Below are 26,402 nucleotides of genomic sequence, written 5' to 3'. Positions count from 1 at the left end.
TGATCGTTACTTCTAATGTATTGTTAGACTATTAATTATAAATTTATTATTATGAAAAAGAATTTTTTTGATCGTTTCGCAGATTGGGCTGTTTGTTTTACTGGCAGCCCTGGTGCATTTATAGGAGCAAGTATTCTTGTTATTGTCTGGGCCTTTACTGGTCCGGCATTTAAATTTTCAGAAACCTGGCAAATGGTCATTAATACCGGAACAACGATCGTAACTTTCCTAATGGTATTCCTGATTCAAAAGGCGCAAAATAAAGACTCAAAAGCGATTCAAATCAAACTTAATGAACTGATCTCAGCTCATGAACACGCCAGCAATCGTATAGTTGATATTGAAGATTTAACGGAAGATGAACTGGATGAATTGCATAAGTTTTATGAGAAACTGGGTAAACTTCCGAAAAAAGAATCAGACACTTCCAAATTTCAGGCAGATAAAACGCCCTTCGATCGATACAAATAATTGTTAACTTTTTCTATACAAATCTTGCATAATGGAGCTTCAAAAAGAATTATTGGACTATATCGGCCAGATCCTCCTAACGGTTAATGAAAGTATTTCCGTGGCTGAAAGTGTAACTTCTGGATTTCTGCAATTTTCATTTTCACAGATGAAGGATGCATCCGCATTTTTTAAAGGGGGAATTACAGCTTATACTTTAGAGGAAAAAGTAAGGCTTTTAAATATTAATGAAATAGAAGCAAAAGAATGTGACTGTGTATCATCTCATATTGCTGAAACAATGGCGATAAATGTTGCGAAATTATTTAGAACCGATTGGTCGATTGCTGTTACCGGTTATGCAACGCCTGTTGAAACTTCAGGATTTAAAATATATTCTTTTTTTAGTTTCGCCTATAAGAATGAAATCATTTTATCCAAGAAACTTGAAGAAAACACCCATACACTTCCCACACAAGTTCAATTCAATTACAGTGAGTTTATATTGGAGTATTTTAAGCTTGAACTGGACAAGCACATTGATCAGCGGTCAGAAAGTAAGACTTCTTAATGTTATTCTTTGTAGTGAACAGCTTTATCTATCTCTATAGGATTATTATATCTCCTTATTACTTCCTGCATATTTTTTTTCTGGGTATTCAGCTCATCAAGAGTATGGATTTCTTTTCCATTAATATTAATCTTTAAGTCAGTATTTGTTTTGCTGAAATTATTTCTTTCAAAAGCAAAAGGATCATTGTAAAAATCCATAATCAGCTTGTTTTTTTGTTTTTCATTAATGGGTATTGCTCTATTTCCAAAGTTGGATTCTACAAAATTATTAGTATTAAAAGTGCCTGTAAGCTCCTGGCTTTTTATCAAATTATAGATGAAATTTTTTTTGGTATCCCAAAGCTCAAAAACCAGTCCAGGAAGCCCACGGAATTTATAAGGCCCTTCATTAAAAGGAATATCCTTGCAGAACCACGCTGTCCAATTCCTTCCTCCAAATCGGGTAGTAGCTTTTTGAAGAGTATAATTTTCCACTTTTTTAGTCTCATCCGAAATAATCCAGCTGATCTTGTCTGATGTTTTAAATGAATAATATCCTTCTTTAATCGCAATGAAATTTGTGTTATCATACGTGTTGATTTTTCTTTTCACGATCTGTCCAGACATATCGGTGTGGCTATTGTTTGTACCGAATTTTTTATTTAGAGAATCAGTTGCCAGTAAATTTTGGCCATAAAATTTGACCTCCTTTGGACTGATGTCCAGAAGCATATTCAATTTTTCATAACCTGCATCTGTTGAATCCATTTTATACTGTAGCTCATAAATAAATCTATGGGTTTGCGACGGAATGAATATGATAAAGAACAATGTTGATAGAGCTAGAATATTTTTCATAATTAATTATTTAATGGATGACTTCCAATTTCAAGAAGGAACCCTCAGATAAGTTGTGTTTTTTTGAACAATGTTGCTGGAAAGTTTATTTATGTTTGGAAGAAATTACTAGAAATTTAATATTAAAAAACTTATTCAAATTATTGATAGGACTAACTGAGTCAAAAATATATTTTCAAAATCAGTTTCAGTTTGCTTTTTATACAAGCAGGGGTATTTTTTATACAACATTTTATATTTTGTGCATCATTGATGTAAGAATTTGAAAGACTTCTATATATGTATTTGCTGAATTGTTTTTAGTAACAGGTTTAGGCTTCAGATCACCTTTCGGTGTTCTGAAGTAAAAATAGGAATAAGTTTTTGTCGGCAGTTATTTCGTAGTTGGGAAGCTTGTTAAGTAACAGCATTTAATCATTTATTGTTATTTTTTTTAGGGTATAGAATTAGTCTTATTGAGGGATTATTTGTTATGAATAACCGAAACCAATCTAATGCTAAACGAATTTTACTTCTAAATCCTACTAAAGGTATAATGTGAATAAAAAGCCATGTTAACCAAGCTGTAAAACCTTTGAATGAAAACTTTGGGAGATCCACTACAGCATTGAACTTTGAAATGATTGCCATACTTCCTTTATCATTGTATTTAAAAGGAATAAATATCTTTTCGTCCTCAAGGCGGATTAAATTTCCAGCCAGATTTTTTGCTTGTTGTATAGCTACCTGGGCTAATTGTGGGTGTCCTTTAGGGAAATTTTCATCAGTAAGCTGCAAGCAGATATCTCCTATAGCATAAATGTTTTCAGTTCCTTCAACCCTGTTATAAGCATCTACTAAAATTCTTTTTCCTTTTCCTATACTTTTCTCAGGGATTCCCGGGACTTCGCGCCCAATAACACCAGATGTCCAAATTAATGTTTCAGTGTCTATTGAGCTGCCATCTGACAAAAGAACCTGATTATTAATATAATCCTTTACAGAAACATTTAAAATGATCTTGACTCCTAATTGCTTTAAGGATTCGTAGGAAGTCTGCTGAGCCATTTTACTCATGGGGGAAAGTAAAGTAGGTAAGGCATCAATTAAATAAAGATTGGAAAGACTGAGTTTTATTTCCGGATATTCCTTTTTAGCAATATACCGACCCATTTCAGCTAACATTCCTGCGAGTTCTACACCAGTTGGACCACCTCCAGCTATAACAACATTTTGCAATCTTTCTGCTTTTTTTACGTCTTTATTCCGTGCCGCCTCCTCAAGATTAAGAAGCATATGATTTCGTAAATAAAGTGCCTCTTCAATATTTTTCATAGGAAGAGCGCATCTTTGGACATTTTCCATTCCGAAAAAATTAGATTCTGTACCTATAGCAAGAATTAAGTAGTCATAGTCGAGATTTCCTGTATCTGTTTCAATAGTTTTGATTTCAGGATTTACCCTAATAAGACTTCCCATGTGGAAGTTCACATTTTTATAATTCGAAAATAACCTACGAAATGGATAACTGATATTTGATGCCTGAATAAAAGATGTTGCAACCTGGTAAATAAGAGGTGGAAAAAAATGGTAATTGTTTTTGTCAACAAGTGTAATTCGGAACCTTTTATCGCCTTTTAAAAATTTTACAACATTAATTCCTGCAAATCCGCCACCAACAATTATTATATGCTTTTTCATATTAATTAATATTTGGGAATTATTAAATTATCTACCAATATTAGCACCAAAGTTTAATTTGTTTATCATTAACTATTGGTCATAGTGGGGTGTTGTTTATAAAATCCGTAATTATTTTGAATAAGTAAAGTATAAGTTAATTGCCTTTATTCCTATTCAATTTATCTTATGGATAATAACAATAAAATTAATAAATACATCTTATTTATCCTATTATGTCGATCTTAAAATAGGTTGATATTTTTTGGCTTTTTTTAATAATGATAAATGATTATGGCTTATTTTTTGATATTTGAAAAACATCAATTTTTACTAAGATATTCATTACTTAACTAAAAATTTTAAGATATGATAATCAGTGAAGATCTTTTGTTAGCTTATGGAGGCAAGTGTGAAAACTACTTTCCAAATGAAATTATTTTTAATGAAGGAAACCTACCAAAATTTTATTTTCAGATTGTTAATGGTATTGTAGAACTTAACAATTACCATGAGGGTGGTAAAGAATTTATACAGAATATTTTATCCGACGGCCAAAGCATTGGAGAATCATTACTCTTTAATGAGAAGCCTTATCCTATGAATGCCATTGCTAAAACAGAGTGTACACTTTTAAAATTATCACGGGAGAATTTTTTAACTCTTATTAATCAAAATAAGAGTGTTATGATGGATATGTTTAAGTGTATAGCAGATCGGCTATATTATAAGTATTTAATGCTTTTTAATATTTCATCTGCTGATCCTGAGTCTAAAATTAAAGCGGTTATGGACTACTTGAAGTCAACCCAGGTTAACAATAATAAAAAAACTTTTAAAGTACCTTATACAAGACAGCAACTTGCCAATCTTATAGGTTTGCGTGTTGAAACGGTGATAAGGACTATTAAGAAAATGGAAAGTGAGAATAAGATTAAAATAGATGGACGAAAAATATTGTATTGAAAGTTACCCTATGGTTTCATTTGGGCTGGACTCATTGGAAAAACTGATTAAACTGGTAGAACTGAAGATTCCAGATGCTTAACTAAATTGAATTCTACGTCAATCTTATTTTCTTTTCAATAAGGGAACTGTAAAAATGAGAAGTGTTATTTTAAATCTTGCCATATCCTTTGACGGCTTCATTGAAGGTCCTAATGGAGAATTAGGCTGGCTTGTAAAAGACCAAACGGTTGACCTTGGAGATATTCTTACTGAGATCCTGAGTGATAAAGATATTATCTTTTATGGACGCATTGCTTATGAAAAGTGGGGAAATATCCAGCCTGATGAAAATTCAAGCAAAAAAATAAAAGATGCCTATCATTTAATGCATACCAAAACCAAGTATGTATTCTCAACAACTATGAAAGATGATGGCACTGATGCCATTTTTATTAATTCCAATCTTGAAGAAAAAGTCAGGGAACTCAAACAAGAGCCAGGTAAAGATATCTGGCTGTATGGAGGCGCAAAAATAGCGACTACCTTTTTTAACCTCAATCTTATTGATGAATTAAGGTTAGCAGTGCATCCCATCATACTTGGAAGCGGTAAACCTCTTTTTCAAAAGATTGAACATACCCAAAGGCTTAAATTGATTGAAGTGAAAGATTATAAATCCGGTATAATACTGGTAAAATATAAAGTCGAAAATCAATTCTAAATCCTGTACACAGAAAAATTAGAAATGCAACATTGGTAGCTATTCCTGGATTGGAAAATCAGACGGAATGGATCGACACTACAATCAATTGGGAAATCAAGGGTAAAAATGATAGTACGGAATTAAACCTTACACATCTGGGACTGCATCCTAAAATTGAATGTTATAAGATCTGTACTGATGGATGGAAACAATTTATTGGAAGTTTAAAATCTTAGGTTGAAGCAGGTAAGGGGGATTCTTTCTTAAATAAACAAAAGGAATAATAAACCTGTCGGGAGGTGCTTTTTAAGGTTGAAAACAATAAAATTGGAACCCATAGCAAGCTTTGTATGCTATGGGTTCGTTATTTTCAACGAATACATTAGTAACTTGTAATCCATTGATAATTATATACACTTTTTATTTTCAGATACTTGAGTTATATTTAATATTTGAAAAAAGAAAAAAGCTTTTACTATGATTGGCATTATTATCATATTGTTCTTATCGTGGCTTTTGCTACGGTTAATGGAAAAAAAACAGCTTACAGTCCTAGGACTAAGGTTAACAAAGAAAAGGCTGAAAGATTTCTTTATAGGACTTGTGATGGCCAGTTTGGTTTGCTCAGTTTATCATATCATAAACGTGTATTGGGCCAATAATTTTTGGATTTGCAACCAGAATATATCCACACAGATGATTCTTAACAGTCTATGGTGGATATTAAAGTCAGTTCTTTTTGAGGAATTGATTTTTAGAGGAGCATTACTCTATATTGCAATAAATAGGCTTGGGACTAAATGGGCATGTATATTATCAGCAATTGCATTTGGTGTTTACCATTGGTTTTCATATGGTACTTTTGGAAACCCGATTCAAATGCTTATCATCCTGGTTATGACTGGTGGTTTTGGATGGGTTCTCGCGTTTGCTTTTAAGACGACAAGATCTCTTTATTTACCAATAGCGATCCATCTAGGCTGGAATCTCGTGAATATCTTAGTGTTTTCGAATGGGCCAATTGGTCCACAGTTAATGATTAAAGCTAATGATAACCATCTGGAGGGATTAATATCTTTATGTACATTCCTTTTTCAAATTTTCGCATTACCACTATTGACATACTGGTATGTAAAAAGGTTTGCTAAAGAATAAAAATGAATAAATTATGACACTTAAGTAGTAAACAAAAGGTTTATTCCTTAATTTTATAAATATGCTCAGACACTGGAGGTTAATGGGGGGGGACTGCTGCTATGCCTACAGACATGAACGGAAGAGGATATTTAAGTCCGAGTCGTTTGACAATTTTTCGAAAGCAAGAAAGGAAATGGAGATTAGTGACATTTTAGTTCCAAACAACCTGAGATTTATAAATCAACAAAATATCAATGAATAACAATACAAAAATTAGCGACAAAAACTTTAGGTTTTTATTAATTGTGATTCCACTGTTTCTTTTTTCCTGCACCACCATGAAATATGATATAGGATGTTCTAAGGAATTAAGGGTAACTAACCAAGGAGATTCGCTATATACTGAAATTCAGAAGCTGGGATTGGAGGCCATGAAAAAGAACAATGTACCTGGTGTAGCAGTCGCAGTTATTGAAAACGGAAGAGTCAAATGGATACAATGTATGGGATTTGCTGAGGTGAAGAGTAGAAAACCTGTTACTAAGGAAACTATTTTTAATATCGGTTCAATTTCAAAAGTATTTTCTGCATGGGGATTCCTGCAGCTAACCGAAAAAGGATATATAAAATTGGATGAGCCTGTTGATCAATATCTAACCCGATGGAAATTGCCTGAATCCCAGTACGATGTGTCAAAAGTTACATTACGACGTATGCTTAGTCATACAGCAGGTCTTTCGGTACATGGCTACGGAGGTGCGGAACAAGGAACCCAACTCCTGAGCTTAGAAGAATCCCTTTCAGGAAAAACAAAAAGGAATGGTGAATGGGTCACTCTAATAAGTGAACCCGGAACGAAATGGGAATATTCAGGTGGTGGTTACACCCTGGCACAATTACTTCTTGAAGAAAAGACAAAAGAAAAGTTTGCAGATTATATGAAAAAGAATGTCTTCCAGCCTTTAGGCTTGAAACATACAGATTATGAATGGACCGAAAAAATGACACAAACTTCTGCAACCGCCTATGATGCTTCAGGGAGCCCAATAAAGAACCGTATTTTTACAGAACAGGCCGCAGCAGGGTTACAGACAACAGTTGTGGACTTAGCCCATTTTGCTGAGTTATCCCTTATGGCCGATCCACAGCAATTAAATAAGGTTTTGAAACCAGAAACTTTGGCATTAATGGAGCAACCTGTTTTACCTTTATCTGATCAGGGCGAAAGTGGTTTGGGGTACCGTTTTATGAATTATGAAGGACTAAGAACAATTGGACATACAGGAGAAAATGAAGGCTGGAGCGCGGGCATGTTTTTAGATTTACCAACAAAGAACGGTATTGTCATACTTTGCAATGGTTCTAATGGAGATCAAGTTTGGTTTCCTATCTACCAGAACTGGGCAAAAAGGATGATGGGAATGCAAAAGTAGATTGATTTAGAAATAATAAGGACTAAATTTAAAATTAAAAGAATTTTTTTTGGTCTCCGACAGCATATATTGTAATGCATTTATTCTTTTTTCTATCTTTCATTCAGATAATAATTTATCATTCAAAATTCAGATAAATAAAAGGAGGCTCCTTCTTATTTTTTAATTCTTTCATTATTCTAACTTCGAAAAATACCTTAGGAAAATTGGTCTAATAGGACTTGGAAGAGTTATTTCTAATGTATTGATTAATAGTATAGGCTTCCATGTTATATGTGTTATTTTTCTTGAGGTCCTGAAATTCTGGTGCGTAATCTGAGTTTCGTGATATCGAGATCCCACAATGGTTCACTTTGATTAATTATAATGAGGTTTATTATTCATATCAAATTCTTCTACAAAACAGTAATAAAACAACTTTGAAATCATTAGTATTGTCATATGCTCTTTGTGATTTACACGGATATAAAAATAAGGTTTATTCTTACCAGTCTTAATTATTATAATTTGAGTTTTGTCTAAATCTGGAGGAGAAATGAAATACTTATATAGATAGGAAATATCTTTTCAATCTTTTTTGTGGTTAGCTAGGTTCAACCTACATTAATCGATATTTATTAATCGATTACTAAGCGATAACCTATTGCACGAATATTTATGATACCAATTCGAGGGTCTTGTGAGAGTTGTTTTCGTAATTTCGAAATAAATACATCCAGACTCCTGCCATTAAAAAAATTGTCATCACCCCAGAGATCTATAAGTGTTTCCTTACGTGGAAGGAAATTTTCTTTATTGGTTGCTAAAAGATAAAGAATTCTGCCTGCTCTGGGGGAAAGATTGAAAGACTCTTTTTTATGCGTTAATTTGTAGGAATGAGGACTGTATTCATAGTCACCAATTGATATTGTCTTTTTTTCATTTAAAACGGGAGAAACTGTAGATGAATTCTTTAAAATTCTGTTGATTCTTGCTATAAGTTCTTCTATACTGAATGGTTTTTTTACATAGTCATCAGCTCCAATAGAAAATCCTTTTAAAACATCCTCTGTAAGAACACGGGCAGAAAGAAGAATCAATGGAATATTGTTTCCACTGTCTCTTAGGGTTTTTAAAAAGGTGTAACCATCTAATTTTGGCATCATAATATCCGCTACAATAATATCGAAAGGTTCATTGTTCATAACCTCTAGCCCCTCAGTGCCATTGGTAGCCCATTTCACAATAAAACCTTCTCGGGAAAGCATATCTACGGTTATTTCTCCCAAATCAGGATCGTCTTCTAAATATAGTAGTCTGTACTTATTCATAAGAAGGAATTTTTACTTCCATGGTTGTGCCTTCTGATTCTTGTTTTAAAACTTTAATATCTCCATGTTGATTTTTTAATGCTTTTTTTACGAAACTTAAGCCTAATCCAAAACCTTTCACATCATGCGTATCATCATTGGTAATTCTAAAGTAGGGATCAAAAATTTCTTTTGCATATTTTGAAGGAATTCCAATACCATTATCTTTTATTTTTATTAGGAAATAACTTTTCACTTTTTCTGCTGTAATTATTATTAGAGGATTATTTTCAGAATACTTTAATGAATTATCAATTAGGTTTAAAAAGACTAATTTTAATTGTTCATAGTTTCCTTTTATTTCAATGTTTTCCTTAATGTTTTCAAATACAATTTTTGCCTCTTTTTTAATGATAATACTTGATAAAGTTTCCTTTACATCATCTAATAAAGATAATAAATTAATATTAGTTAAAACTAATTTTTCATCATTGTTGCCAGCTCTGGCATGTTGAAGAATAGATTCTACAAGAGAGGAAAGCTGATGAGTAGAGCGCTGAATTATTCGTGCATATTTTTTTACACTTTCTGGCTCAGTAACAATATTGTACTTCTCAAGTCCTTCTGCAGCAATAGATATTGTAGAAATAGGGATTTTCAGTTCATGAGTCATATTTCTGGTGAATATTTCTTTGCTTTTTAACAACTTTTGACTAAAAGTCAAATTTCGAAAAAGCACAAAAAGAGTAACAAGAAAAAGGGTCACATAGAAAATTGAAAAATTAGTAGCTCCTTTTATTTCTCTAAGGACCGTAACCCTCATATCACGAATATGAATACGATATGTACCATTATCGTTTACCAATGTATTTATTGGTTTAGTAGTTCCCACATCTGTTATTTCAAGATTTTCAGGATATGTTCGGGATATTTTTCCTTTTTCATAATATACATTAATCGCAATACCTTTATCAATTAATTTTTCTTTAAGCACCTTTTCTAATGAATAATATAGAGCACTATCCAAGGCTTTATCTCTAAAGTATACATTATTATTTGAAAGGTTCATTTCTTTATTTTTTATAATTCCGGATTTCAGAGTATTTTGTGTGATAATAATGTCAGTTTTAGACACTTTTTGTTTTTTTAATGCTTCAGCAATTTTGGGTGCATTATACATATTTATAAGTAATATCTGAACGGTTTCCGATTTAACACGGTCCATAAGTTCTTGCTTTTTACTTTGATAATTGCTCCCTAGCCAATATCCCTGAAAGATTAAAACGACAATGACTGTTATTATTAATAATGGTTTTCTGAATTGTATAAAGAATGTATTCATAATTCTTAATTCTTAATTAAGCAAATTCTAAGTTACTGATTGCACTTAATAAAACATATAGAGTGATAACACTATTTAACACTATATAACTAATTGATAACCTAGATCTTTTTTTTTTCTTGTGAAATTTGCATCATTAAGTTATTGAAAATAAATTAAAAAGAGAATTTCAATATTTAAAGCACAATTGAAAAAAATATTATGAACATACAAGATTTCATTTCGTTTATATTGGTTATTATATTAACAATTTCAGCAGAATTTTATGCAATAAAACTTCTCGCTTATAATAGTATTCTATTACAAAATGAAAGTTCTATGTTCCTACAAGATTGGGATCAGATTAATTTTGGTAGAATAGTAGGAAAGGAAAAAGAAAAAAAAAATTACTATTTCCTAATGAGTTCATCACAAATTTCACAAATAAAAATGGGTTAATTTTTGTAGACGCTGATTTAAATGGTCATAAAGGGCAGTTTTTATTGGATAGTGGTCTTGGAAGTGATTTGATTTTAAATTCAGAAAGTATATATATTGAAAATGTCCAGGATTCTGAGATGTATATTGATGGAATTGGAGGAAAATCTAAAAATGTAGAAACAACTTGGATCAGCTCATTTAATTGGATGGGAATAAAGTTGACTAATACTGATATTGTTGCACTGCCTCTTTCTCATATTGATAAAAAGAATAATAATTTGGCAGGGATAATTGGATTCAATGCTTTCAGCAATTATCAATTAACTTTTGATTATAGGCGTAATATATTAAACGCTAGAACAAAAAAAGATCTTGATAGGGAAACAAAAGAAAATGGTAAACTTCTTACAAGTATATCTTTTGAACTAAAAGAGCATATGCCTGTATTTGAAATTGAAATTAATGGATATAAGTATAAGATGGGGTTAGATACCGGGGCGTCAATTAATTTAATGGACAAGAAATATTTTAAACAATTAGAAAAGTCAGTGTATGATCTTAAGGATTCTCCTATCAAAGGTTTTAATGGGGAAAGTATGATTACAAGAGGAATTATTATGCAAACTAACATCAATAATATCAGTTATGATCATATGATTTATAGCTTTGATAGTGCTTCTTTAAAAAATTTAAATAGAAAACATGGTTTCGATATTGATGGCATAGTAGGTTATGAATTGTTAAGTAAATACATTACAGTGATTGATTTTCCGTCAAAAGAAATACGTGTTTATGAAGGTAAAATGGCTGAAAGTAAGATCATATCCTAATTGTTTGTGGAACATAAATAAACATAAATGTTTTCTTATAACATTTAATATATCATATAACATATGGAAAATCTTATTAATATTTCAGGTTTAAACTATGGATTTACACAAAGTAAGCCTATATTAAAAAACGTGAATCTTGTCGTTCCAAAGGGAAGTGTTTTTGGCTTTCTTGGAGCCAATGGCGCCGGAAAATCAACTACCATGAAGTTAATGTTGGGAAGTCTTCCTGATGAAAGCAATACGATTGATATTTTTAACCAAAAGTTATCTCAGCTTTATCCTGAAGGGTTTCAAAAAATTGGAAGCTTAATTGACAGCCCTGCTTTTTACGACCATTTATCCGGATGGGATAATCTTGTTATTCTCTCTAAGCTGAGAGGCCTTCCTGATTCAGAATGCGAAAGGGTTTTGAATTTGGTAGATCTTTGGGATAGCAGAAAAATGAAGATGAAAAAATATTCACTCGGAATGAAGCAAAGGTTGGCAATTGCCATGGCGCTTCTTGGAAAACCAGAGCTCTTAATTCTGGATGAACCTGTTAATGGTCTTGACCCCAACGGAATGCTGGAAATTAGAGAGCTGCTTCTAAAGCTTAATAAAGAGCAGGGAATTACGATATTTATTTCAAGTCATTTATTACAGGAAGTTGAAAAGATGGTTACTCATTTGGCTATTATCTCGAATGGTACCATTAAGTTTTCAGGAAGTGTAGAAGAATTAAATAGCCATTACCGCCATAATCATTTACGGATAGGGTTGAATAATGCTGCCAATTTTGTCCAAAGTATTCCTGAGTATTATTCAGCAAAAATAATTGATGCAAACACAATAGAAATAACCGTTCAGTCCAGAGAAGACATTATCAGGTTTAATAAAATGCTGGTGATGAAGGAGGCTGAGATTTTTGAGATCAAAAATAGTGCAGGATTGGAAGATTGGTTCATGGAAATAACAAAAAATTAAAAATCAACACAAAATGAAAAAATTATTCATATTGGTCAATACTGAATGGCTAAAGATAAAAGGACTTGGATTGGTATACTCAGCACTGATTTTTGGGGCTTTAATCCCAATTTTAACTTTTTTAGCACAAACCTTTATTCCTGTTTTTAAAGGAGAGGGAGGTCTGGCTTTCTCTATTTTTGAGAATTCAATAACAAGCAGTTTCAAGCCATTTTCAATTCTTTTGGTACTTATCATTATTGTCTCAGCAAGTAGAATTGCTCAGGTTGATTATAAAAATAATGGTTGGCAACTTATGGAAACACAGCCGATCAGTAAATTCCAATTATATCTTTCAAAATATATGGTTTTACTAATACTGGTTTTTTTATGTCTAACCTCTTTTTTTATATCAAATATTCTTTTTTCATCACTTGATTATTATATTAATCCGAACGTAACGAAGCTGCTAACTTTTGATATATTTTGGATCATAAAAACATTTATTAGATCTTTTGTTACTATGACGGGAATTGCAGCAGTTCAGTTGTGTATCTCAGTTGCTTTTCCTGGTTTTATATGGTCTTTTCTTGTCGGAATTCTTGGAATTCTTTTTAATGTATATTCTGCCCTACAAGAAGTAGGTTTTCCCTACATACCCTATAATTCGATGTATTTTCTATGGCAATCCCCTAATATAAGGAGCATTATCCATTTTATTTCATATAGTGAATATTTAAGCCTGTTTTGGGCGATTGTATTTTTAATAATTGGCTATTTTTGGTATCACAGAAAAAAATTTAAAACAGCTTTCTTAAGGAATAAAAAACAAGTTATTTTTTCAGCATTCTCTGTGGTAGTAATGGCTGGGATATTTTTTATTTTACAAAAACCCAGAGCTTATCATATTGATGAACAGGGGATTGTAATCAAAGGGAAATTGAGTACAGATCTGAAAATGGATTCTATAAAGATTTTCTCTAAAGAATTACATAAACAGATTGGTAGTGCAGTTGTAAAAAATGGAACATTCTTTTGGGAAACAAAAAGGAACATACCATTTGATCAATACAGTCTTGAATTTGGAAACAAAAAGATCGATATTTTAATGGGAAATGGGGATTGGTTTGATTTCGATATCACGTTTAATGCAATGCATATTGTTTATTATCTTAATTCTAACCGATCTGCAGAACAGAGGTACAAAGATGAGAAAGACGGGTTTGGAACTCAGTTTTCCTATGCTGTTAAGAAGCAAAAATTTAATGATGATCCCATCCAGTTTTATAAGCTGGCTCAATCTGATTGGCTCAATAATATAAATAAACTTGAAAATTATACAGACGCAGAGAATAATGCACTTTCAGATGAATATAAAGCATACCGAAAACAGTTGCTTGCTATTCAATATTTGAATGAGATTAATAATTATAGAAAAATGACTTCCTATGATGATTCTAAATTTGCTCCTCCAGCTTCCTTTCTGACAGAATTAAATACAGGAATTAAAAACCCAACTCTATTATTAAGCAAAAATGATGATTATATCCAATACAAACTTGATCAAATGCTTACTGATAAGGATAGATTATCAAATGCTGACAGTATTCTTTTTGTAAAATTAAATGCCCTACCTAATGGAATTAATAAAGATCGCCTTTTAACAAAGCATCTGGTGAAAAGTATGGAGTTTGAGCCGGACATTACATTAAGAACCCATCTTTTTATCAAAGAAATAAAAGGTTTAAACAGTAATGATTATAAAAATTTTGTAAAATCTAAATACGAACAGCTTAACATCTCACAAAAAGGAGCTCCATTTTTAGATTTAAAACTCCTTGATAATAAAGGAAAAGCTCATCAACTATCTCAATACAGAGGAAAGTATGTGGTCATAGATCTGTGGGCGACATGGTGTGGGCCATGTAAACAGATTCGTCCGATATTTGATACCCGAAGCAATCAGTATCGCTATTACAGCAATATCCAGTTTATTTCAATCAGCTTGGATCAGGATAAAACCAAATGGCTGAATTATTTGAAAACAAAACCTTCTAAAGTACCACAATATTGGCTGTCAGATGCAAAAGAATTTATGGATAGGTATAAGATTCAAACAATTCCTAGATTTATCATCATAGATACCAAAGGGAAAGTTTTCAACTTAAATAGTCCATTTCCTGATGAAGACAACTTCGTTGAAACTTTAGATAAATTTAAATAGAATAACTGACTTTATGAATAATGAGAAAAAGGAATAATAACTTTTAGAGTCTATAAATAAAATAAAACTTGCAACTGTAGATGGTAGGTTTTGGAATATTCTAAACAGAGAAAACATTATTCAATTAAGTTTGCACTTTGTTCTAAATATATATATATATAAAATAATTTATGAGAATCAGAAAAAAAAATTTAAAAATCAATTTTATAAAAATTATTATTGTCCAAGTCATATTCTTACTGACAGTCTCTTGCAATAAACACAATGTTTCTAAAGTGATAAACTCTAGTCCTCTAGATACAATTGTCACTGTGAAAGCTCCCAAAAGCTTTGATAGTACCGTCGTTTTTTCCCGAATAGGAACAGGAAAAGTAATCATTGATCAAAAGTACTGCAAAACATTAGATGAGCCCACAAGAGCTATCTTATTTTATTATGCTAATAAATTCAATACAGGTTTTAATATTGCCAATAAGCCTTTATTAGCAGCTGCTTTAGAATTTAATGAAAGGCCTATTGATGACAAAAAACTTATTAAAAAATGGTTCACAGGGGCTGATTATTTAATTTTAGAAAAAGCTAGTGTTAGTGCTGTTTTGCCTGATGGAGCTTCCAATTATACTTGGTTTATTCTTATTTCTATAATAAAAGAGAATAATATACGAAGGGTATATTTCAGGACATTAGACACAGAAAACGAAGATAAATATAGAGAAGCTATAGATGTTTTTCAAATTTCTGGTGATCATATAGAAGTTATCAAAGTACATGATTTTGGTGATCTGAAAAAAGAATAGCCGTCTAAAATTAAAATAAGGTAAGGATATACAACTTTAGACTAAGTTAGGAAATTAAAAGAGAACCGATTTAGTTCTCTTATATCTTACTTACTCCCTTCTTTGTTTATATTATAAGCATTTACCAATCATTACTTATTTCATGTTTTTTTGCTCGTAGATGTTTTTACAAAAAGGAAATTACTGAAATCTAATAAATTGGACCCATTCCATTCCCCAACACACATCTGATAAGTTGATTTTTCTTAATAAACTAACTTTGTTGCAAAGAAAATTCTGTTTGATTATTTTATATTTAGTTTTGATGGAGCGAGCTGTTTAAACATTGAGAAATGTTTAGGGAAAATGACATGTCTTAAAAGTGCAGAGTCTAAGGAATACCGAATTCCAATTGTTCCCGGAAGAATTTCAAAGGCTTTCAAAGAAAAGAAAAAGTATAGATTTAAATTAGCCTTTGACACCTATTTATTTAGTGGGTGTAGCGATTATAAAACAGATTGGTTTTATTATCAAAACTAGAAATACTTGAGTGTCATCTCCTTTAAAATAAGGCAGATTTATCAAAATAAATTAATGAAACCCTCTTGATTAAAATTCAAGAGGGTTTTTTCATTTATCTTTTTCTTTAAATAAAGAAATTCTGGCTTTTAATTTAAGCTTAGTTCTTCACGATGTACACGTATATAAAAATACGGTTTATTCTTACCAGCCTTAATTATTATATTAAGGGACATAATTTGTTCTTTCCAAAAACTTTTATTTTTTACTTGTCGTCCAGCTACTAAGGCATTTTGCCCTTCCTTTGTTTGAAATGACATACCCGTTTTCAAAGCCAGGTATCGGTTTGCAATGTTCACCAAGAAGATTTCTGCTCATTGATTGAAGCATACAAATCCCTATTTATGCTAAAAGATTGAATAGATTTTTTTTGCAAAAGTGCATTAAGGTGTATTGGTGCTATTACTTTTTCAAATTGTTTTGTATTACAGTATTTCCGATTCAGTCTTCTTTTTCAGATTGTTAATAAAATCTGAGGGAGTTAGACCTGTTTCTTTTTTAAATGCTGTCTGAAAGACCCTATGATTGGCATAGCCACATAACTCCGCCAAAGAAGTAATCTTATATTTTCTGTATACTGCATCCTCATACAGTTTCCTGGTAATATATTCAATTCTAAGGCTGTTGATGTAATGATTGAAGTTCTTGTCCTTATAGGATTTTATGACTTCTGAAAGATATTTTGTATTGGTGCCAAAATTACTTGCCATACTGGCTATTGTAATATCACTTTTCAGGTATTTCTCTGTTTTTTCAAATTTGGATATCTTAGTCAATAGTTGATTGACCGTTTCCTCAGCAATTGTTTTCGGAGCTTTTACTGCTTTTTCTCCATCCTTCTCCATTTCATTCTTTTGGTTTTCTGACTCATGCTTTATTTTGGTAATGAGTTCCTGAAATCTCTGTTGTAAGACTTTATTCCTGCTTTTCCAATAGTACCAAACACCACCACATCCCAGTATTATTATAATGAAGAACACATATAAGTAGTTTCTAAGGCTGCTGCTTTTTTCCTTTTCCTTTTCTTTTTTAATTGCTGTGGTAACTTTATTCACCGAATGTTTTTCTGCAATTTTAATACTGTCCCTGAGCTCTGTAAGAAGTTGATTGTATTTTTTTCCCTCAAGAGTATTATTTTTAGCCAAATAGGCCTCCGTTAAGATTTCGTAGAAGTTTTCCCGACTGGAAGGGGATGAAATTTTTTGCTCAAGTTCTAAGCCTTTCTGAGCATAGTGTATGGCCTTGTCATTATCTTTTTGGTCAAAGTAAAAATCACCAGCCGTTCTGTATAGGTTCATTTTATTGAGTGAACTTATTTCCCTATTTTCTGCAATCTTCAATGATTTTAAAAGATATGTCTCTGCTGTCCTTGGTTCGGTGGGCTGAATGATCCATAAATAATACAATGTCAGGTTTGCCTGTATGGAAAGAATCAAATCATATTTCTTTTTTAGTGATATACTTGATTTTTTTTCAGATATTTTTTCTGCTTCGCTTAAGCCTTTTATGAGATATAGGCGTACGGAATCAGATTGTTTTTTGCTTTGATCAAAATAACGGGAATAGTTGGAATAAAATAAGCTGCTGTAATAATGACGCACATCATTGTCCTTGATTTTTCCCAAATATCTTTTTGAAAGCTGATATGCTTTGTGGGCATCTTCCAGAAACCCCAAATCCCCCAATGAATTTGCCTTCATCTTGTACATATTGGATACTTCCTCTGGCGGTGAATCCTCATTGATGTGGTTTTCTAGATCTGTCGCAAGCTCAATGACTTTCTCCGAATTATCCAATCTTGAATATGTTCGCACCAGTTCAGTACCAATGGAGAATGTAACATTGTATTTATTTTCCTTTGCAGTTCTGTAGCTTTTTTCCAGTTGTTTTATGGTATTGCTTACGACACTTGTACTGCCGATCTTGTCTTGGATGTTGTGTAATTCGTTCTTTAATTGTTCTTCGGATATTTTCTGGCTTTTTCCTAAGGTGAATAGATGTAGGATGATAAGAAATAAAATAGATTGGTAAGCTCTCATTTGATTGGAATTCAATGGTAATTTTGTTTGAAAAGGTGTTTTTACAAATGTATGATATTTCAAGCAAGTTAGCTGTTGTAAGATGGTTGAAAATGATATAATATTAATAAGTAAGGGTAATTTGAAATGTATTAATATTTAGTATAAGTTGTAATTCTTAAAAAATATTGAAATGTTGGTCAGAAATCAGAAATGATTTTTAATGCTAATCTTTTTCTGACATACGAATAAGTAAAATTACTGTCATTATAGCTTTATTTACTCAAGCCTTAATGTGTAATGGATATTTATCTCAAACAATTTTATAATTTCAAAAACTGATTTACAGAAATCAAAATTACATCTTACTAAATAAGAGAAAAATCAGTGAGATTATACTCAGTATATAATATCGCTTATCTATTTTTTTTTAACTGACCAGGCGCATATTGTTTAGCAGATTTTGCTCCGGTTACTTTTTTCACTTGTCCAGGTGGAAGTCCATGATTTCCATTAGGTTTAAATTGTGGCGCACAAGAAAAAACAAATAATCCGGTTAGCGCTAATAATCCTAATTTTTTTATAGTATTCATAATGTTATTTTTTTATATAATAAGAATACTGTGCCAATCTAAGTTGAATGCTTTTTTTAAGATCATTAAATGTTCTGTCTAATTAAGGTTCATAGTGAATAATCCTGTTGAATAGAAGGATATTTAGCTACCTGACATTAAACGGATAGGATTTAATAGCAAATGCTCATGCATTAATAAAAATTAGCAATCTGAGTCAATTGTTTTAAATGTAAGAGTTGTATTTTACGGCTCTTTATCAAAATAAGATGATCCTCTTTAAAATCATGAAGTACGCGTGCCAATGTTTCATTTGCTATACCTGCCATATTTGCTAAATCTGTACGGGATAAAGTTATGAATACCTTATCTTCATCCTCCATAGTATTCACTTTATACTTATTATGTAAAATTAAATGTTTAACAGGACTACCTCTCCCGCCAAGAGGGTCTTCTACAAGAAGATCCTTTTTTGTTTTTGAATTTTGGAATTGTAGACATATCTTCAATTTTTATTAATGAATGTAAATTAATTAGTAGCCAAGAATTCTTAAACTATATATGTAATTCTATTAAAAATCTCAAGGTTACTTTGTAAGTAAGAAAAATTTTCAACTTATCACGTCAGTCCCTCCAAGCAGAGCATAAATTAGGTAATGTAACTAGATAAAAGTGAGATATTACTTGCCAAGCAGTAGAAATAAAAAAAACTATGTAAACTAGTTTCTTCGGCGGTCAACCGTAAAATTCTTTTAATATTCCTATATATATTAACATTCCAATAAATTTCAATGGTTACTAGAAGTAATCATTAAAATAGGTGTTCCATTATAAAGTGGAACACCTGTGTTAAATTGGTTATTTCTTTTTTATTCTCTTAGCTTCTTCCGAAATTTTGGTAAAAGATTTATCTCTTTTGCGCTTTTCATGTTCAGAAATAGAAAAATATAAAGATTCTTTTTGTAATTTGAGATAGCTACTGTACACCTCCAGTTCTAAAAGACCGCTGTTTACAGCTTCAATAACTTTACAGCCGGGTTCATTAACATGGGAACAATTATGAAAATGACAATATTTTGCAAGATCTGAAACATCAAATATCTCTGCTAATGTTTCAGTATTATCTGCGGCTAAACCAAATTCTCTAACGCCGGGCGTATCTATCAAAATACCACTATCCATCAATACCATTTCTCTTCGGGTTGAGGTATGTCGCCCTTTTCCTGAGGATTTACTTATCTCAGAAGTAAGAAATACTGTCCGCTCACACAGTGCGTTGATCAAAGAACTTTTTCCGACCCCTGATGATCCCACAAAGACGATCGTCTCCCCCTGCTTGATTGATTCCCGCACTGGAAATATGGTTTCGGGCGAAAGGATGCTTATGAAAAATATTGGCATTTGGCAGCTAATATGTTTCAATGATTCGTCTATTTGGTGGCGGTTAAACTCCAAATCAGATTTAGTTAAGATCAATATCGGTTGAATATTTTCTTCTACTACCTGAACTATAAAACGTTCCAGCCGGCGAACGTTGAAATTGGCATCAAGGCTTTGTACGATACATGCTTTGTCAACATATGATGCAATAGCTTGCCTGTCGGATAATGTACCGGTCTTTCTTCTGTACAATGTATGTTTGCGTGGTAAAATATCGACAATTATTCCTTTGTTATCGTTAAAAGGTTGAAAGATAACCCAATCACCTGTACATGGAAGTTCAAATGATGGACTTCCATACAGTACATTACCTGATAGTTCGCACAATAGTCGATTATTCTCTGCAATAACTTCATAATTGGTTCTGTTTACTGCAGCAACACGACCATGAAAAAGATTTTTGTATTGCGAGGTTTGTTTAAGCTGGAACAAATTGTTGTTCCAACCATATAATGATAAGTTATTCACTACTGACTAGTTTAAAATGATGAAATAAATTGATTAGATCCTTTATTGTCCGAATACTTTGTTACATACAAATAACTATTGGTAATATGGTGACTACCAAGCTGATGATTTAAGAAACAAAATAGCCGGAATTAGGCAATCATTCCAATCATTAAAGTATGATATGTGAATAGTTGTTTTTGCATAAAGTACAAATATATAAAAAACTGATTCAATATTTTGGTAGCTTATTCATATGCGTTTTAAATAGGTAAGTCTTACGCCTATTTTTGTCGATTGTACTTGTTGGGTCGGGCAAAAGTAGCATTAGAGACATTACTGAATTATTAAAATTGTGTAAAGATTATAAAATGAATCATGCAGCAGCATGTTTGGATTTAGGGCTGGAGGTATGTAGATAAGAATAATAAAATAGGATAAATTAAATTTTTAATTAAAGAATAAAATTTTCGTTTTTTTACTTAAAAATATCTGTAAACCCAATTAATTACTGTATTGTATAATCCTTTACATACACTTCTGATAATCTGAAATAACCATATGCAAAGTTTGCGAAATGGGTCTGATTGATGATATTCCCTCTCACCGAGCCCGGTGTTGTTTGAAACGGGCCGGCACCAGCTCCGGATGCTGTTAACAGTTTTCTGAAATAATCATAATATCTTCTGGAAATTCCATACAGTCGGATGTTTATCAGATCCCCGACCTTCAGATCTTTGTCAGAAAAATATTCCTGCATTAGGTTGCCCTGACTGTTCTCGTCATCCTGGGCTTTATAATCAGGAAACATTGAAACAGGTGATACAATACGGTGGAGATAATAATTTTCTTCATTTCCATTGTCCTTATAGTAGTATTTGATTTCTACTTCATCACCTCCAAATCCGCCGGTATTATTTTGTACAATATTATTTTCAATATCCGGCACCCCGATGCAGGTTTCGGTTGCCGTATAAATTTCCTTATTTAAAACTACTTTTAATGTATAGATTTCGCTGATAACAGGATGGAAATTAGAACAGGTATATTCTCCTGTACCAGGAGTCTCTATAAAACTAAAAACAGTATTTGCTGAATTTGTTATCACTATATCAGCTCCTGAAACTGTAGGAAATAGGGTACTGTAATATCCGGTAGTGGTGGAGAGTTTGATTTTCTGTTCACTGCCGGTCGTACCCTTTATCCAATCAATCGATGCGTCAATTACCAATTTCGGTTCTGCTGTTTCTAAATCTACTTCTATTACTTTTGTGCAAGACAGAAGAAAAAAACAGAATGAAATAACCAGGTATTTAAGTTTATTTTTCATAGTATTGAATTAAAATCTGAAATTGTAAGCTACACCCGGAACTATACCGAAAATTGATATCTTCTTTGCTTCGCTCACCCCTGTTTCTCTGTTTTGCTCGAACATAATGGATGCAGCATTGCTTCTATTGTAAACATTGTAAATACTAAACACCCATTCACCTTTCCATCTTCTTTTGTTGTCAGGTTTTGGCGTGTAGGTTGCCGATAGATCCAAATGATGATAAGATGGGAGTGAATTAGCATTTCGCGCTCCGTAATTTGCAATTGTGATTCCCTGATACTGATATTTGCCGATGGGGTAGGTTGCAGCCTTCCCTGTCTGGTAGGTAAAAATGCCACCAAAACTCCATTTTTTGGTCAGTTGATAAGTAGCTGTAAGTGAAAAGTTATGCGTTTTATTGTAATTGGCACGATACCATTTGCCATTGTTAATACCGGGTTCGTCCTCATTTCTTCCCGGTGTACGTTGTTCTGCTCGAGAAAGCGTGTAAGAAAGCCACCCTGTTAGTTTTCCGGTGTTTTTCTTCAGCATTACTTCAAGTCCGTAGGCTCTAGCCTCTCCGTTTAGTAATACTTGTTCTATGGCTCTGTTAGCAATCAATTCGGCACCGTCAATATAATCCGCTTTGTTTTTGGTTTTTTTGTAAAATGCTTCTGTTTCAAGGGAATATTTTCCATTGCTGAAATTTCTGAAATAGCCCAATGCAAGCTGGTCAAGAATTTCTGGTTTCAGGTACTGGTCGCTCGGTGCCCAGATATCCAGTGGAGAGACGGAAGCCGTGTTGGAAATTAAATGAATATACTGGCTCATCCGGTTATAACTCCCTTTAACGGATTGATTGTCATCTATGACATAAGAAATGGCCAGACGAGGCTCTAAATTCCCAAAACTGATAATCTTTTTGTTTTTGTTATAATGCGTAATACCAGTTGGCGTTCCTTCCCCATAAATTTGTAAATCAGGGTTGAAAACCACTGCCTCATTATTAGTGTAATTATTTATGTTTTGTTCCCCTAATCGTAGGAAATTGCTATATCGCAATCCGTAATTTAATGATAATTTGTCAGTGATTCTTTGTTCAGTACTAATATAAACCGCATTTTCCAAGGCATATTTTTTTTCAATCTGATCGGCATTGATAGGGGATGTTGCATCCAGAGGTTTTATAGTGCCGGGATTGAATTGGTAGTAGATGGAATTGATGCCATAATTCAAAACCAGCCTATCAGACAGATGATGCGTAAAATTGTACTTTAGATTATAATTACGGATGTCTGATACCCAGTCTATACCAACATATTTTATCTTCAGCCCATAATCGTACTTGCTGTAAATAACCGATGCGTTGGAGAAAAATTTATCGGAAAAGATATGGTTCCAACGAAGATTAAAAAATGAGTTTGAATAATTGTTGCTGAAAAAATTGTTGAAATCCATTTTATCCTTGCCAAAATAGGCTGAAAGAAAAACCCTGTTATTGTCATTGATCTTATAATTCAGTTTAGCGTTCAGATCATAAAAAGAAACGGAATTGGAATTGTCAGCAAGTTTCATAAACAAATGGGCATAAGAAGCGCGGCCAGCAACTATGAACGAACCTTTGTCCTTTATAATCGGGCCTTCCGCCGATAACCTGCTTGAAACCGCTCCGATTCCACCTGCTATGTGATATTCTTTATTGTTTCCTTCTTTTTGGTAAATATCCAAAACAGAGGATGTACGCCCGCCGAATTGAGCAGGTATTCCCCCTTTATATAATTTCAGATCTTTAATGATGTCTGCATTAAAAACGGAGAAAAAGCCAAACAGGTGCGAAGTATTGTAGACAACGGCCTCATCTAACATTACCAAATTACCGTCAACTGAACCGCCTCTAACGTTAAAGCCTGTTGCACCTTCCTGCGCGTTGGAGACTCCCGGAAGCTGCAGAATAGCTTTCAGAATATCAACCTCACCCATTACTGCTGGCATCTTTTTAATGGTAGACACAGATAGTTTATTCACACTCATTTCCGGTGTTCGGATGTTGCTTGCTGAACCAGTATTTTTTATCACGACTTCATCTATAGTTTTGCTTTTTTCAAGCATCGAAAAATCCCTTCTGGTATTTTCCATCAAAGTGATACGTTCCTCAATATTCTCAAATCCCACATAGCTTATAATCAAATTATATTCTCTTTTGGGCAGGGTAATAGAATAAAAACCGTACGCATCTGTAACTGTTGATACCTTTGCTTCAGGAATAAAAATGTTTGCACCGTGTATTGTTTCGGTGGTTGTCTTTATGGTGATTATTCCACTCAATGTAACTTTATTCTGTGAATGAACCCCGAATGAAATGGTTATAAATAACAGTGTACAAATGATCTTGCATCTCATCTTAAAAATAGATTTAACAATTGTAGTTTGAGCACAAAACTACCCCTTTGAATAGCTGTTTTTTTGTAATTATACAAAACGTAGTATCTTTTATAGGAAACAATGTTGGGACGCTACAAAATATAATTCCTGTTCCATACGTTTTTATAATACTTGCTGCTATTGTATAGAAGCAGATCAAACCATAGGCTTAAATGTTAAGTTTTGTTTTATACAATTTTATAAATGAATGATTTTACCCATCGACAGCTTATTAGTGAAAACCTGTTTTTTCATTTCCTGATTTCACCTGACCGCAGAATATACCGGAATCTGCTGTTCATTGCTTTTATCGGTGCCGTGTTGTATAACAGTACTTCTGTAATTGACAATCCGGTCGTGATATTTTTATATTTTATTATATTATTCTATATAAATATGTATGTGCTGGTACCAAAGCTTTTGTTCAGGAATAGAAATATTGAATATTGTTTATCCGTCATTGGTATACTGGTTATAGTAGCTATTTGTGGCTATTTTTTCAATCCTTTTAATAAAGAACATGGGGTGAACATCCCCCTTTTTTCCTTCCTTACTGCGCTGCTGCTGGCTGCTTCCTCTTCCATAAAGCTATTTCAGAAAGGGATGATGGATAAGCAATTGATCTACGATTTAGGGCAATCGAAAACTTATGCAGAATTGGAACAGCTGAAAAACCAGATCAATCCGCATTTTTTGTTTAATATGCTGAATAATGCCAATGTACTGACGAAGAAAGACCCTGAAAAAGCATCGCAGGTTTTAATGAAGCTGAGCGATTTACTTCGGTACCAACTTTATGACAGTGCAAGAGATAAAGTGTTGTTGACTTCGGATATTCATTTCTTAGAAGATTTTTTAAATTTGGAAAAAGTGAGACGAGACAGTTTTGATTTCCTGATTTCACAAGAAGGAGATTTGCGTGGCTTGCAAATTCCTCCTTTGCTGTTCATTTCGTTTGTGGAAAATGCAGTCAAGCACAACAATGATGCAACAAAGCCTTCTTATGTAAACCTATATTTCGATGTGATAAACGGTAAACTTTTCTTTAAATGCATCAACTCAAAACCTATATCTAGATGCGTTAATAATACAGGTGGATTGGGATTGGTAAATGTCAAACGAAGACTGGAGCTTTTATTTCCGGCAACACATAGTTTAAATATCGAAGATGATTCAGAACAGTATTGTGTAACCTTGACCATACAGCTATAACTTACATGGTGATAAATAAGGATCAGTGGTGAGAAGAAAATTCAAATATTGCAGACGAGTCTTTCGTTGTATGGTAAATATATAAAATTATGAATTGTATTATTTTAGATGATGAGCCTTTAGCAAGAGAAGCCATAGAGATGTTGATTAACCAAAATGATGATTTAGATTTAATAGGTTCATTCAACAGCCCTGAAGCTGTCACAAATTTTATAGAACGCAATACCGTTGAATTAATCTTTCTTGATATTCAGATGCCAGGAATTAATGGGATTGAGTTTTCCCGAACCATTCCCAAAGAAACATTTGTAATTTTTACAACCGCATATTCTGAATTTGCTACCGAAAGTTATGAAGTATATGCGATTGATTATCTGATAAAACCCGTAAAATTAGAGCGTTTTCAAAAAGCTGTTGAAAAAGCCCGCACTTACTCCAAATTATTCAAAGCGGATTATGCTGACAATAATATTGAACAGGTTGCAGACACTTTTTTCTTTGTGAAAGCAGAGCGAAGAATTTTTAAAGTCTATTTTGATAATATACTTTTTATTCAAGGTTTAAAAGACTATGTAGTGATGCACACCGATAATCAGAAACTAATTACGGCAATAAATATCAAAACGATTTATGACCAATTACCCAAAAATATGTTTGTGAGAGTAAGCAAGTCCTATATCATTAATGTTAAGTATATCGATTCTGTAGATAATAACACGGTGTACATAGGTACAAACGAAATACCTATCGGAAGTATTTATAAGGATTCCTTTTTCAGTGAATTTGTTACAAAAAAGATCGTGAATAGGTAATACAAGTGAGATTCAGGAAAAAC

Annotated in this window: 24 protein-coding genes; 14 read left to right on the top strand and 10 right to left on the bottom strand. The window is 32.6% G+C overall.

Going from position 1 to position 26,402, the window contains the following annotated elements:
* Positions 1 to 51: 51 nt before the first annotated feature.
* Positions 52 to 471 (top strand): low affinity iron permease family protein, encoded by a 420-nt coding sequence (locus AC3WRL_RS18790; protein ID WP_492330997.1) that lies wholly within the window; start codon positions 52 to 54, stop codon positions 469 to 471.
* A 31-nt stretch (positions 472 to 502) separates the two neighbouring features.
* Entirely contained in the window at positions 503 to 1,021 is a 519-nt protein-coding gene (locus tag AC3WRL_RS18785; protein WP_492330996.1) for a CinA family protein, read from the top strand.
* A gap of 2 nt (positions 1,022 to 1,023) precedes the next feature.
* Here the strand turns inward: AC3WRL_RS18785 and AC3WRL_RS18780 are convergent, their stop codons facing one another.
* Both AC3WRL_RS18780 and AC3WRL_RS18775 read right to left on the bottom strand, forming a co-directional pair.
* Complete coding sequence (locus AC3WRL_RS18780; RefSeq protein ID WP_492330995.1) at positions 1,024 to 1,860, bottom strand: GLPGLI family protein; 837 nt, start codon at positions 1,858 to 1,860, stop codon at positions 1,024 to 1,026.
* 414 nt (positions 1,861 to 2,274) lie between these two features.
* Positions 2,275 to 3,540: an NAD(P)/FAD-dependent oxidoreductase gene (locus tag AC3WRL_RS18775; RefSeq protein ID WP_492330994.1), complete on the bottom strand. Its 1,266-nt coding sequence runs from the start codon at positions 3,538 to 3,540 to the stop codon at positions 2,275 to 2,277.
* A 348-nt stretch (positions 3,541 to 3,888) separates the two neighbouring features.
* Between AC3WRL_RS18775 and AC3WRL_RS18770 the strand changes: the two genes are divergently transcribed.
* The 5 genes from AC3WRL_RS18770 (at position 3,889) to AC3WRL_RS18750 (ending at position 7,740) form a co-directional block, all read left to right on the top strand.
* A complete protein-coding gene (locus AC3WRL_RS18770; protein WP_492330993.1) occupies positions 3,889 to 4,485 on the top strand; it encodes a Crp/Fnr family transcriptional regulator in 597 nt (198 codons plus the stop codon).
* Positions 4,486 to 4,621: 136 nt separating this feature from the next.
* A complete protein-coding gene (locus tag AC3WRL_RS18765; protein ID WP_492330992.1) occupies positions 4,622 to 5,188 on the top strand; it encodes a dihydrofolate reductase family protein in 567 nt (188 codons plus the stop codon).
* A gap of 32 nt (positions 5,189 to 5,220) precedes the next feature.
* Entirely contained in the window at positions 5,221 to 5,406 is a 186-nt protein-coding gene (locus tag AC3WRL_RS18760) for an SRPBCC family protein (RefSeq protein ID WP_492330991.1), read from the top strand.
* Positions 5,407 to 5,647: 241 nt separating this feature from the next.
* Positions 5,648 to 6,325, top strand: a complete 678-nt coding sequence (locus AC3WRL_RS18755) for a CPBP family intramembrane glutamic endopeptidase (protein WP_492330990.1) — start codon at positions 5,648 to 5,650, stop codon at positions 6,323 to 6,325.
* 320 nt (positions 6,326 to 6,645) lie between these two features.
* On the top strand, positions 6,646 to 7,740 hold the full coding sequence (locus AC3WRL_RS18750; RefSeq protein ID WP_492330989.1) for a serine hydrolase domain-containing protein: 1,095 nt from the start codon (positions 6,646 to 6,648) through the stop codon (positions 7,738 to 7,740).
* Positions 7,741 to 8,357: 617 nt separating this feature from the next.
* Here the strand turns inward: AC3WRL_RS18750 and AC3WRL_RS18745 are convergent.
* Together AC3WRL_RS18745 and AC3WRL_RS18740 are read right to left on the bottom strand one after the other, a co-directional pair.
* Positions 8,358 to 9,050, bottom strand: a complete 693-nt coding sequence (locus AC3WRL_RS18745) for a response regulator transcription factor (protein WP_492330988.1) — start codon at positions 9,048 to 9,050, stop codon at positions 8,358 to 8,360.
* A complete protein-coding gene (locus AC3WRL_RS18740; protein ID WP_492330987.1) occupies positions 9,043 to 10,371 on the bottom strand; it encodes a sensor histidine kinase in 1,329 nt (442 codons plus the stop codon). Before AC3WRL_RS18740 ends, AC3WRL_RS18745 begins: the two co-directional genes overlap by 8 nt.
* Positions 10,372 to 10,572: 201 nt before the next feature.
* Here AC3WRL_RS18740 and AC3WRL_RS18735 point away from each other — a divergent pair, with 201 nt between their 5' ends.
* The 5 genes from AC3WRL_RS18735 to AC3WRL_RS18715 all read left to right on the top strand — a co-directional run bounded on the left by AC3WRL_RS18735 (position 10,573) and on the right by AC3WRL_RS18715 (position 15,587).
* Complete coding sequence (locus AC3WRL_RS18735; protein WP_492330986.1) at positions 10,573 to 10,809, top strand: hypothetical protein; 237 nt, start codon at positions 10,573 to 10,575, stop codon at positions 10,807 to 10,809.
* 44 nt (positions 10,810 to 10,853) lie between these two features.
* Positions 10,854 to 11,621, top strand: coding sequence for a retropepsin-like aspartic protease (locus tag AC3WRL_RS18730; RefSeq protein ID WP_492330985.1), 768 nt, complete (start codon positions 10,854 to 10,856; stop codon positions 11,619 to 11,621).
* A 63-nt stretch (positions 11,622 to 11,684) separates the two neighbouring features.
* Positions 11,685 to 12,587: an ABC transporter ATP-binding protein gene (locus AC3WRL_RS18725; RefSeq protein ID WP_492330984.1), complete on the top strand. Its 903-nt coding sequence runs from the start codon at positions 11,685 to 11,687 to the stop codon at positions 12,585 to 12,587.
* A gap of 13 nt (positions 12,588 to 12,600) precedes the next feature.
* Positions 12,601 to 14,790 (top strand): thioredoxin-like domain-containing protein, encoded by a 2,190-nt coding sequence (locus AC3WRL_RS18720; protein WP_492330983.1) that lies wholly within the window; start codon positions 12,601 to 12,603, stop codon positions 14,788 to 14,790.
* A 170-nt stretch (positions 14,791 to 14,960) separates the two neighbouring features.
* Positions 14,961 to 15,587 (top strand): hypothetical protein, encoded by a 627-nt coding sequence (locus AC3WRL_RS18715; RefSeq protein ID WP_492330982.1) that lies wholly within the window; start codon positions 14,961 to 14,963, stop codon positions 15,585 to 15,587.
* 983 nt (positions 15,588 to 16,570) lie between these two features.
* Here the strand turns inward: AC3WRL_RS18715 and AC3WRL_RS18710 are convergent.
* The 6 genes from AC3WRL_RS18710 to AC3WRL_RS18685 all read right to left on the bottom strand — a co-directional run bounded on the left by AC3WRL_RS18710 (position 16,571) and on the right by AC3WRL_RS18685 (position 24,334).
* Complete coding sequence (locus tag AC3WRL_RS18710) at positions 16,571 to 18,199, bottom strand: helix-turn-helix domain-containing protein (RefSeq protein WP_261511811.1); 1,629 nt, start codon at positions 18,197 to 18,199, stop codon at positions 16,571 to 16,573.
* Positions 18,200 to 18,579: 380 nt separating this feature from the next.
* Entirely contained in the window at positions 18,580 to 18,756 is a 177-nt protein-coding gene (locus AC3WRL_RS18705) for a hypothetical protein (RefSeq protein ID WP_261511812.1), read from the bottom strand.
* Positions 18,757 to 18,929: 173 nt separating this feature from the next.
* A complete protein-coding gene (locus AC3WRL_RS18700) occupies positions 18,930 to 19,118 on the bottom strand; it encodes a helix-turn-helix domain-containing protein (RefSeq protein ID WP_492330981.1) in 189 nt (62 codons plus the stop codon).
* A 475-nt stretch (positions 19,119 to 19,593) separates the two neighbouring features.
* Positions 19,594 to 20,643 carry a ribosome small subunit-dependent GTPase A gene (gene rsgA, locus AC3WRL_RS18695; protein ID WP_492330980.1) on the bottom strand — a complete coding sequence of 350 codons (1,050 nt, stop codon included), beginning with the start codon at positions 20,641 to 20,643 and terminating at the stop codon, positions 19,594 to 19,596.
* A 487-nt stretch (positions 20,644 to 21,130) separates the two neighbouring features.
* Positions 21,131 to 21,952 carry a DUF4249 domain-containing protein gene (locus tag AC3WRL_RS18690; protein ID WP_492330979.1) on the bottom strand — a complete coding sequence of 274 codons (822 nt, stop codon included), beginning with the start codon at positions 21,950 to 21,952 and terminating at the stop codon, positions 21,131 to 21,133.
* A gap of 9 nt (positions 21,953 to 21,961) precedes the next feature.
* Positions 21,962 to 24,334 carry a TonB-dependent receptor gene (locus AC3WRL_RS18685; RefSeq protein WP_492330978.1) on the bottom strand — a complete coding sequence of 791 codons (2,373 nt, stop codon included), beginning with the start codon at positions 24,332 to 24,334 and terminating at the stop codon, positions 21,962 to 21,964.
* 225 nt (positions 24,335 to 24,559) lie between these two features.
* Here AC3WRL_RS18685 and AC3WRL_RS18680 point away from each other — a divergent pair, with 225 nt between their 5' ends.
* Together AC3WRL_RS18680 and AC3WRL_RS18675 are read left to right on the top strand one after the other, a co-directional pair.
* Positions 24,560 to 25,567: a sensor histidine kinase gene (locus AC3WRL_RS18680; protein WP_261511816.1), complete on the top strand. Its 1,008-nt coding sequence runs from the start codon at positions 24,560 to 24,562 to the stop codon at positions 25,565 to 25,567.
* An 89-nt stretch (positions 25,568 to 25,656) separates the two neighbouring features.
* Positions 25,657 to 26,379, top strand: coding sequence for a LytR/AlgR family response regulator transcription factor (locus AC3WRL_RS18675; RefSeq protein WP_492330977.1), 723 nt, complete (start codon positions 25,657 to 25,659; stop codon positions 26,377 to 26,379).
* Positions 26,380 to 26,402: the final 23 nt, after the last annotated feature.

It is taken from the genome of Chryseobacterium sp. FW101-FHT12H09, assembly GCF_058790395.1.
The sequence above is the reverse complement of the archived record's forward strand: the minus strand, read 5'-3'. Positions and strand labels throughout refer to the sequence as shown.

Bases quoted from the DNA above. Each gene is read 5' to 3' on its own strand.
- AC3WRL_RS18790 (WP_492330997.1), top strand. From the start codon at position 52: ATGAAAAAGAATTTTTTTGATCGTTTCGCAGATTGGGCTGTTTGTTTT.
- AC3WRL_RS18785 (WP_492330996.1), top strand. From the start codon at position 503: ATGGAGCTTCAAAAAGAATTATTGGACTATATCGGCCAGATCCTCCTA.
- AC3WRL_RS18780 (WP_492330995.1), bottom strand. From the start codon at position 1,860: ATGAAAAATATTCTAGCTCTATCAACATTGTTCTTTATCATATTCATT.
- AC3WRL_RS18775 (WP_492330994.1), bottom strand. From the start codon at position 3,540: ATGAAAAAGCATATAATAATTGTTGGTGGCGGATTTGCAGGAATTAAT.
- AC3WRL_RS18770 (WP_492330993.1), top strand. From the start codon at position 3,889: ATGATAATCAGTGAAGATCTTTTGTTAGCTTATGGAGGCAAGTGTGAA.
- AC3WRL_RS18765 (WP_492330992.1), top strand. From the start codon at position 4,622: ATGAGAAGTGTTATTTTAAATCTTGCCATATCCTTTGACGGCTTCATT.
- AC3WRL_RS18755 (WP_492330990.1), top strand. From the start codon at position 5,648: ATGATTGGCATTATTATCATATTGTTCTTATCGTGGCTTTTGCTACGG.
- AC3WRL_RS18750 (WP_492330989.1), top strand. From the start codon at position 6,646: ATGAAATATGATATAGGATGTTCTAAGGAATTAAGGGTAACTAACCAA.
- AC3WRL_RS18745 (WP_492330988.1), bottom strand. From the start codon at position 9,050: ATGAATAAGTACAGACTACTATATTTAGAAGACGATCCTGATTTGGGA.
- AC3WRL_RS18740 (WP_492330987.1), bottom strand. From the start codon at position 10,371: ATGAATACATTCTTTATACAATTCAGAAAACCATTATTAATAATAACA.
- AC3WRL_RS18735 (WP_492330986.1), top strand. From the start codon at position 10,573: ATGAACATACAAGATTTCATTTCGTTTATATTGGTTATTATATTAACA.
- AC3WRL_RS18725 (WP_492330984.1), top strand. From the start codon at position 11,685: ATGGAAAATCTTATTAATATTTCAGGTTTAAACTATGGATTTACACAA.
- AC3WRL_RS18720 (WP_492330983.1), top strand. From the start codon at position 12,601: ATGAAAAAATTATTCATATTGGTCAATACTGAATGGCTAAAGATAAAA.
- AC3WRL_RS18715 (WP_492330982.1), top strand. From the start codon at position 14,961: ATGAGAATCAGAAAAAAAAATTTAAAAATCAATTTTATAAAAATTATT.
- AC3WRL_RS18705 (WP_261511812.1), bottom strand. From the start codon at position 18,756: ATGAATACTATAAAAAAATTAGGATTATTAGCGCTAACCGGATTATTT.
- AC3WRL_RS18700 (WP_492330981.1), bottom strand. From the start codon at position 19,118: ATGGAGGATGAAGATAAGGTATTCATAACTTTATCCCGTACAGATTTA.
- AC3WRL_RS18690 (WP_492330979.1), bottom strand. From the start codon at position 21,952: ATGAAAAATAAACTTAAATACCTGGTTATTTCATTCTGTTTTTTTCTT.
- AC3WRL_RS18685 (WP_492330978.1), bottom strand. From the start codon at position 24,334: ATGAGATGCAAGATCATTTGTACACTGTTATTTATAACCATTTCATTC.
- AC3WRL_RS18680 (WP_261511816.1), top strand. From the start codon at position 24,560: ATGAATGATTTTACCCATCGACAGCTTATTAGTGAAAACCTGTTTTTT.
- AC3WRL_RS18675 (WP_492330977.1), top strand. From the start codon at position 25,657: ATGAATTGTATTATTTTAGATGATGAGCCTTTAGCAAGAGAAGCCATA.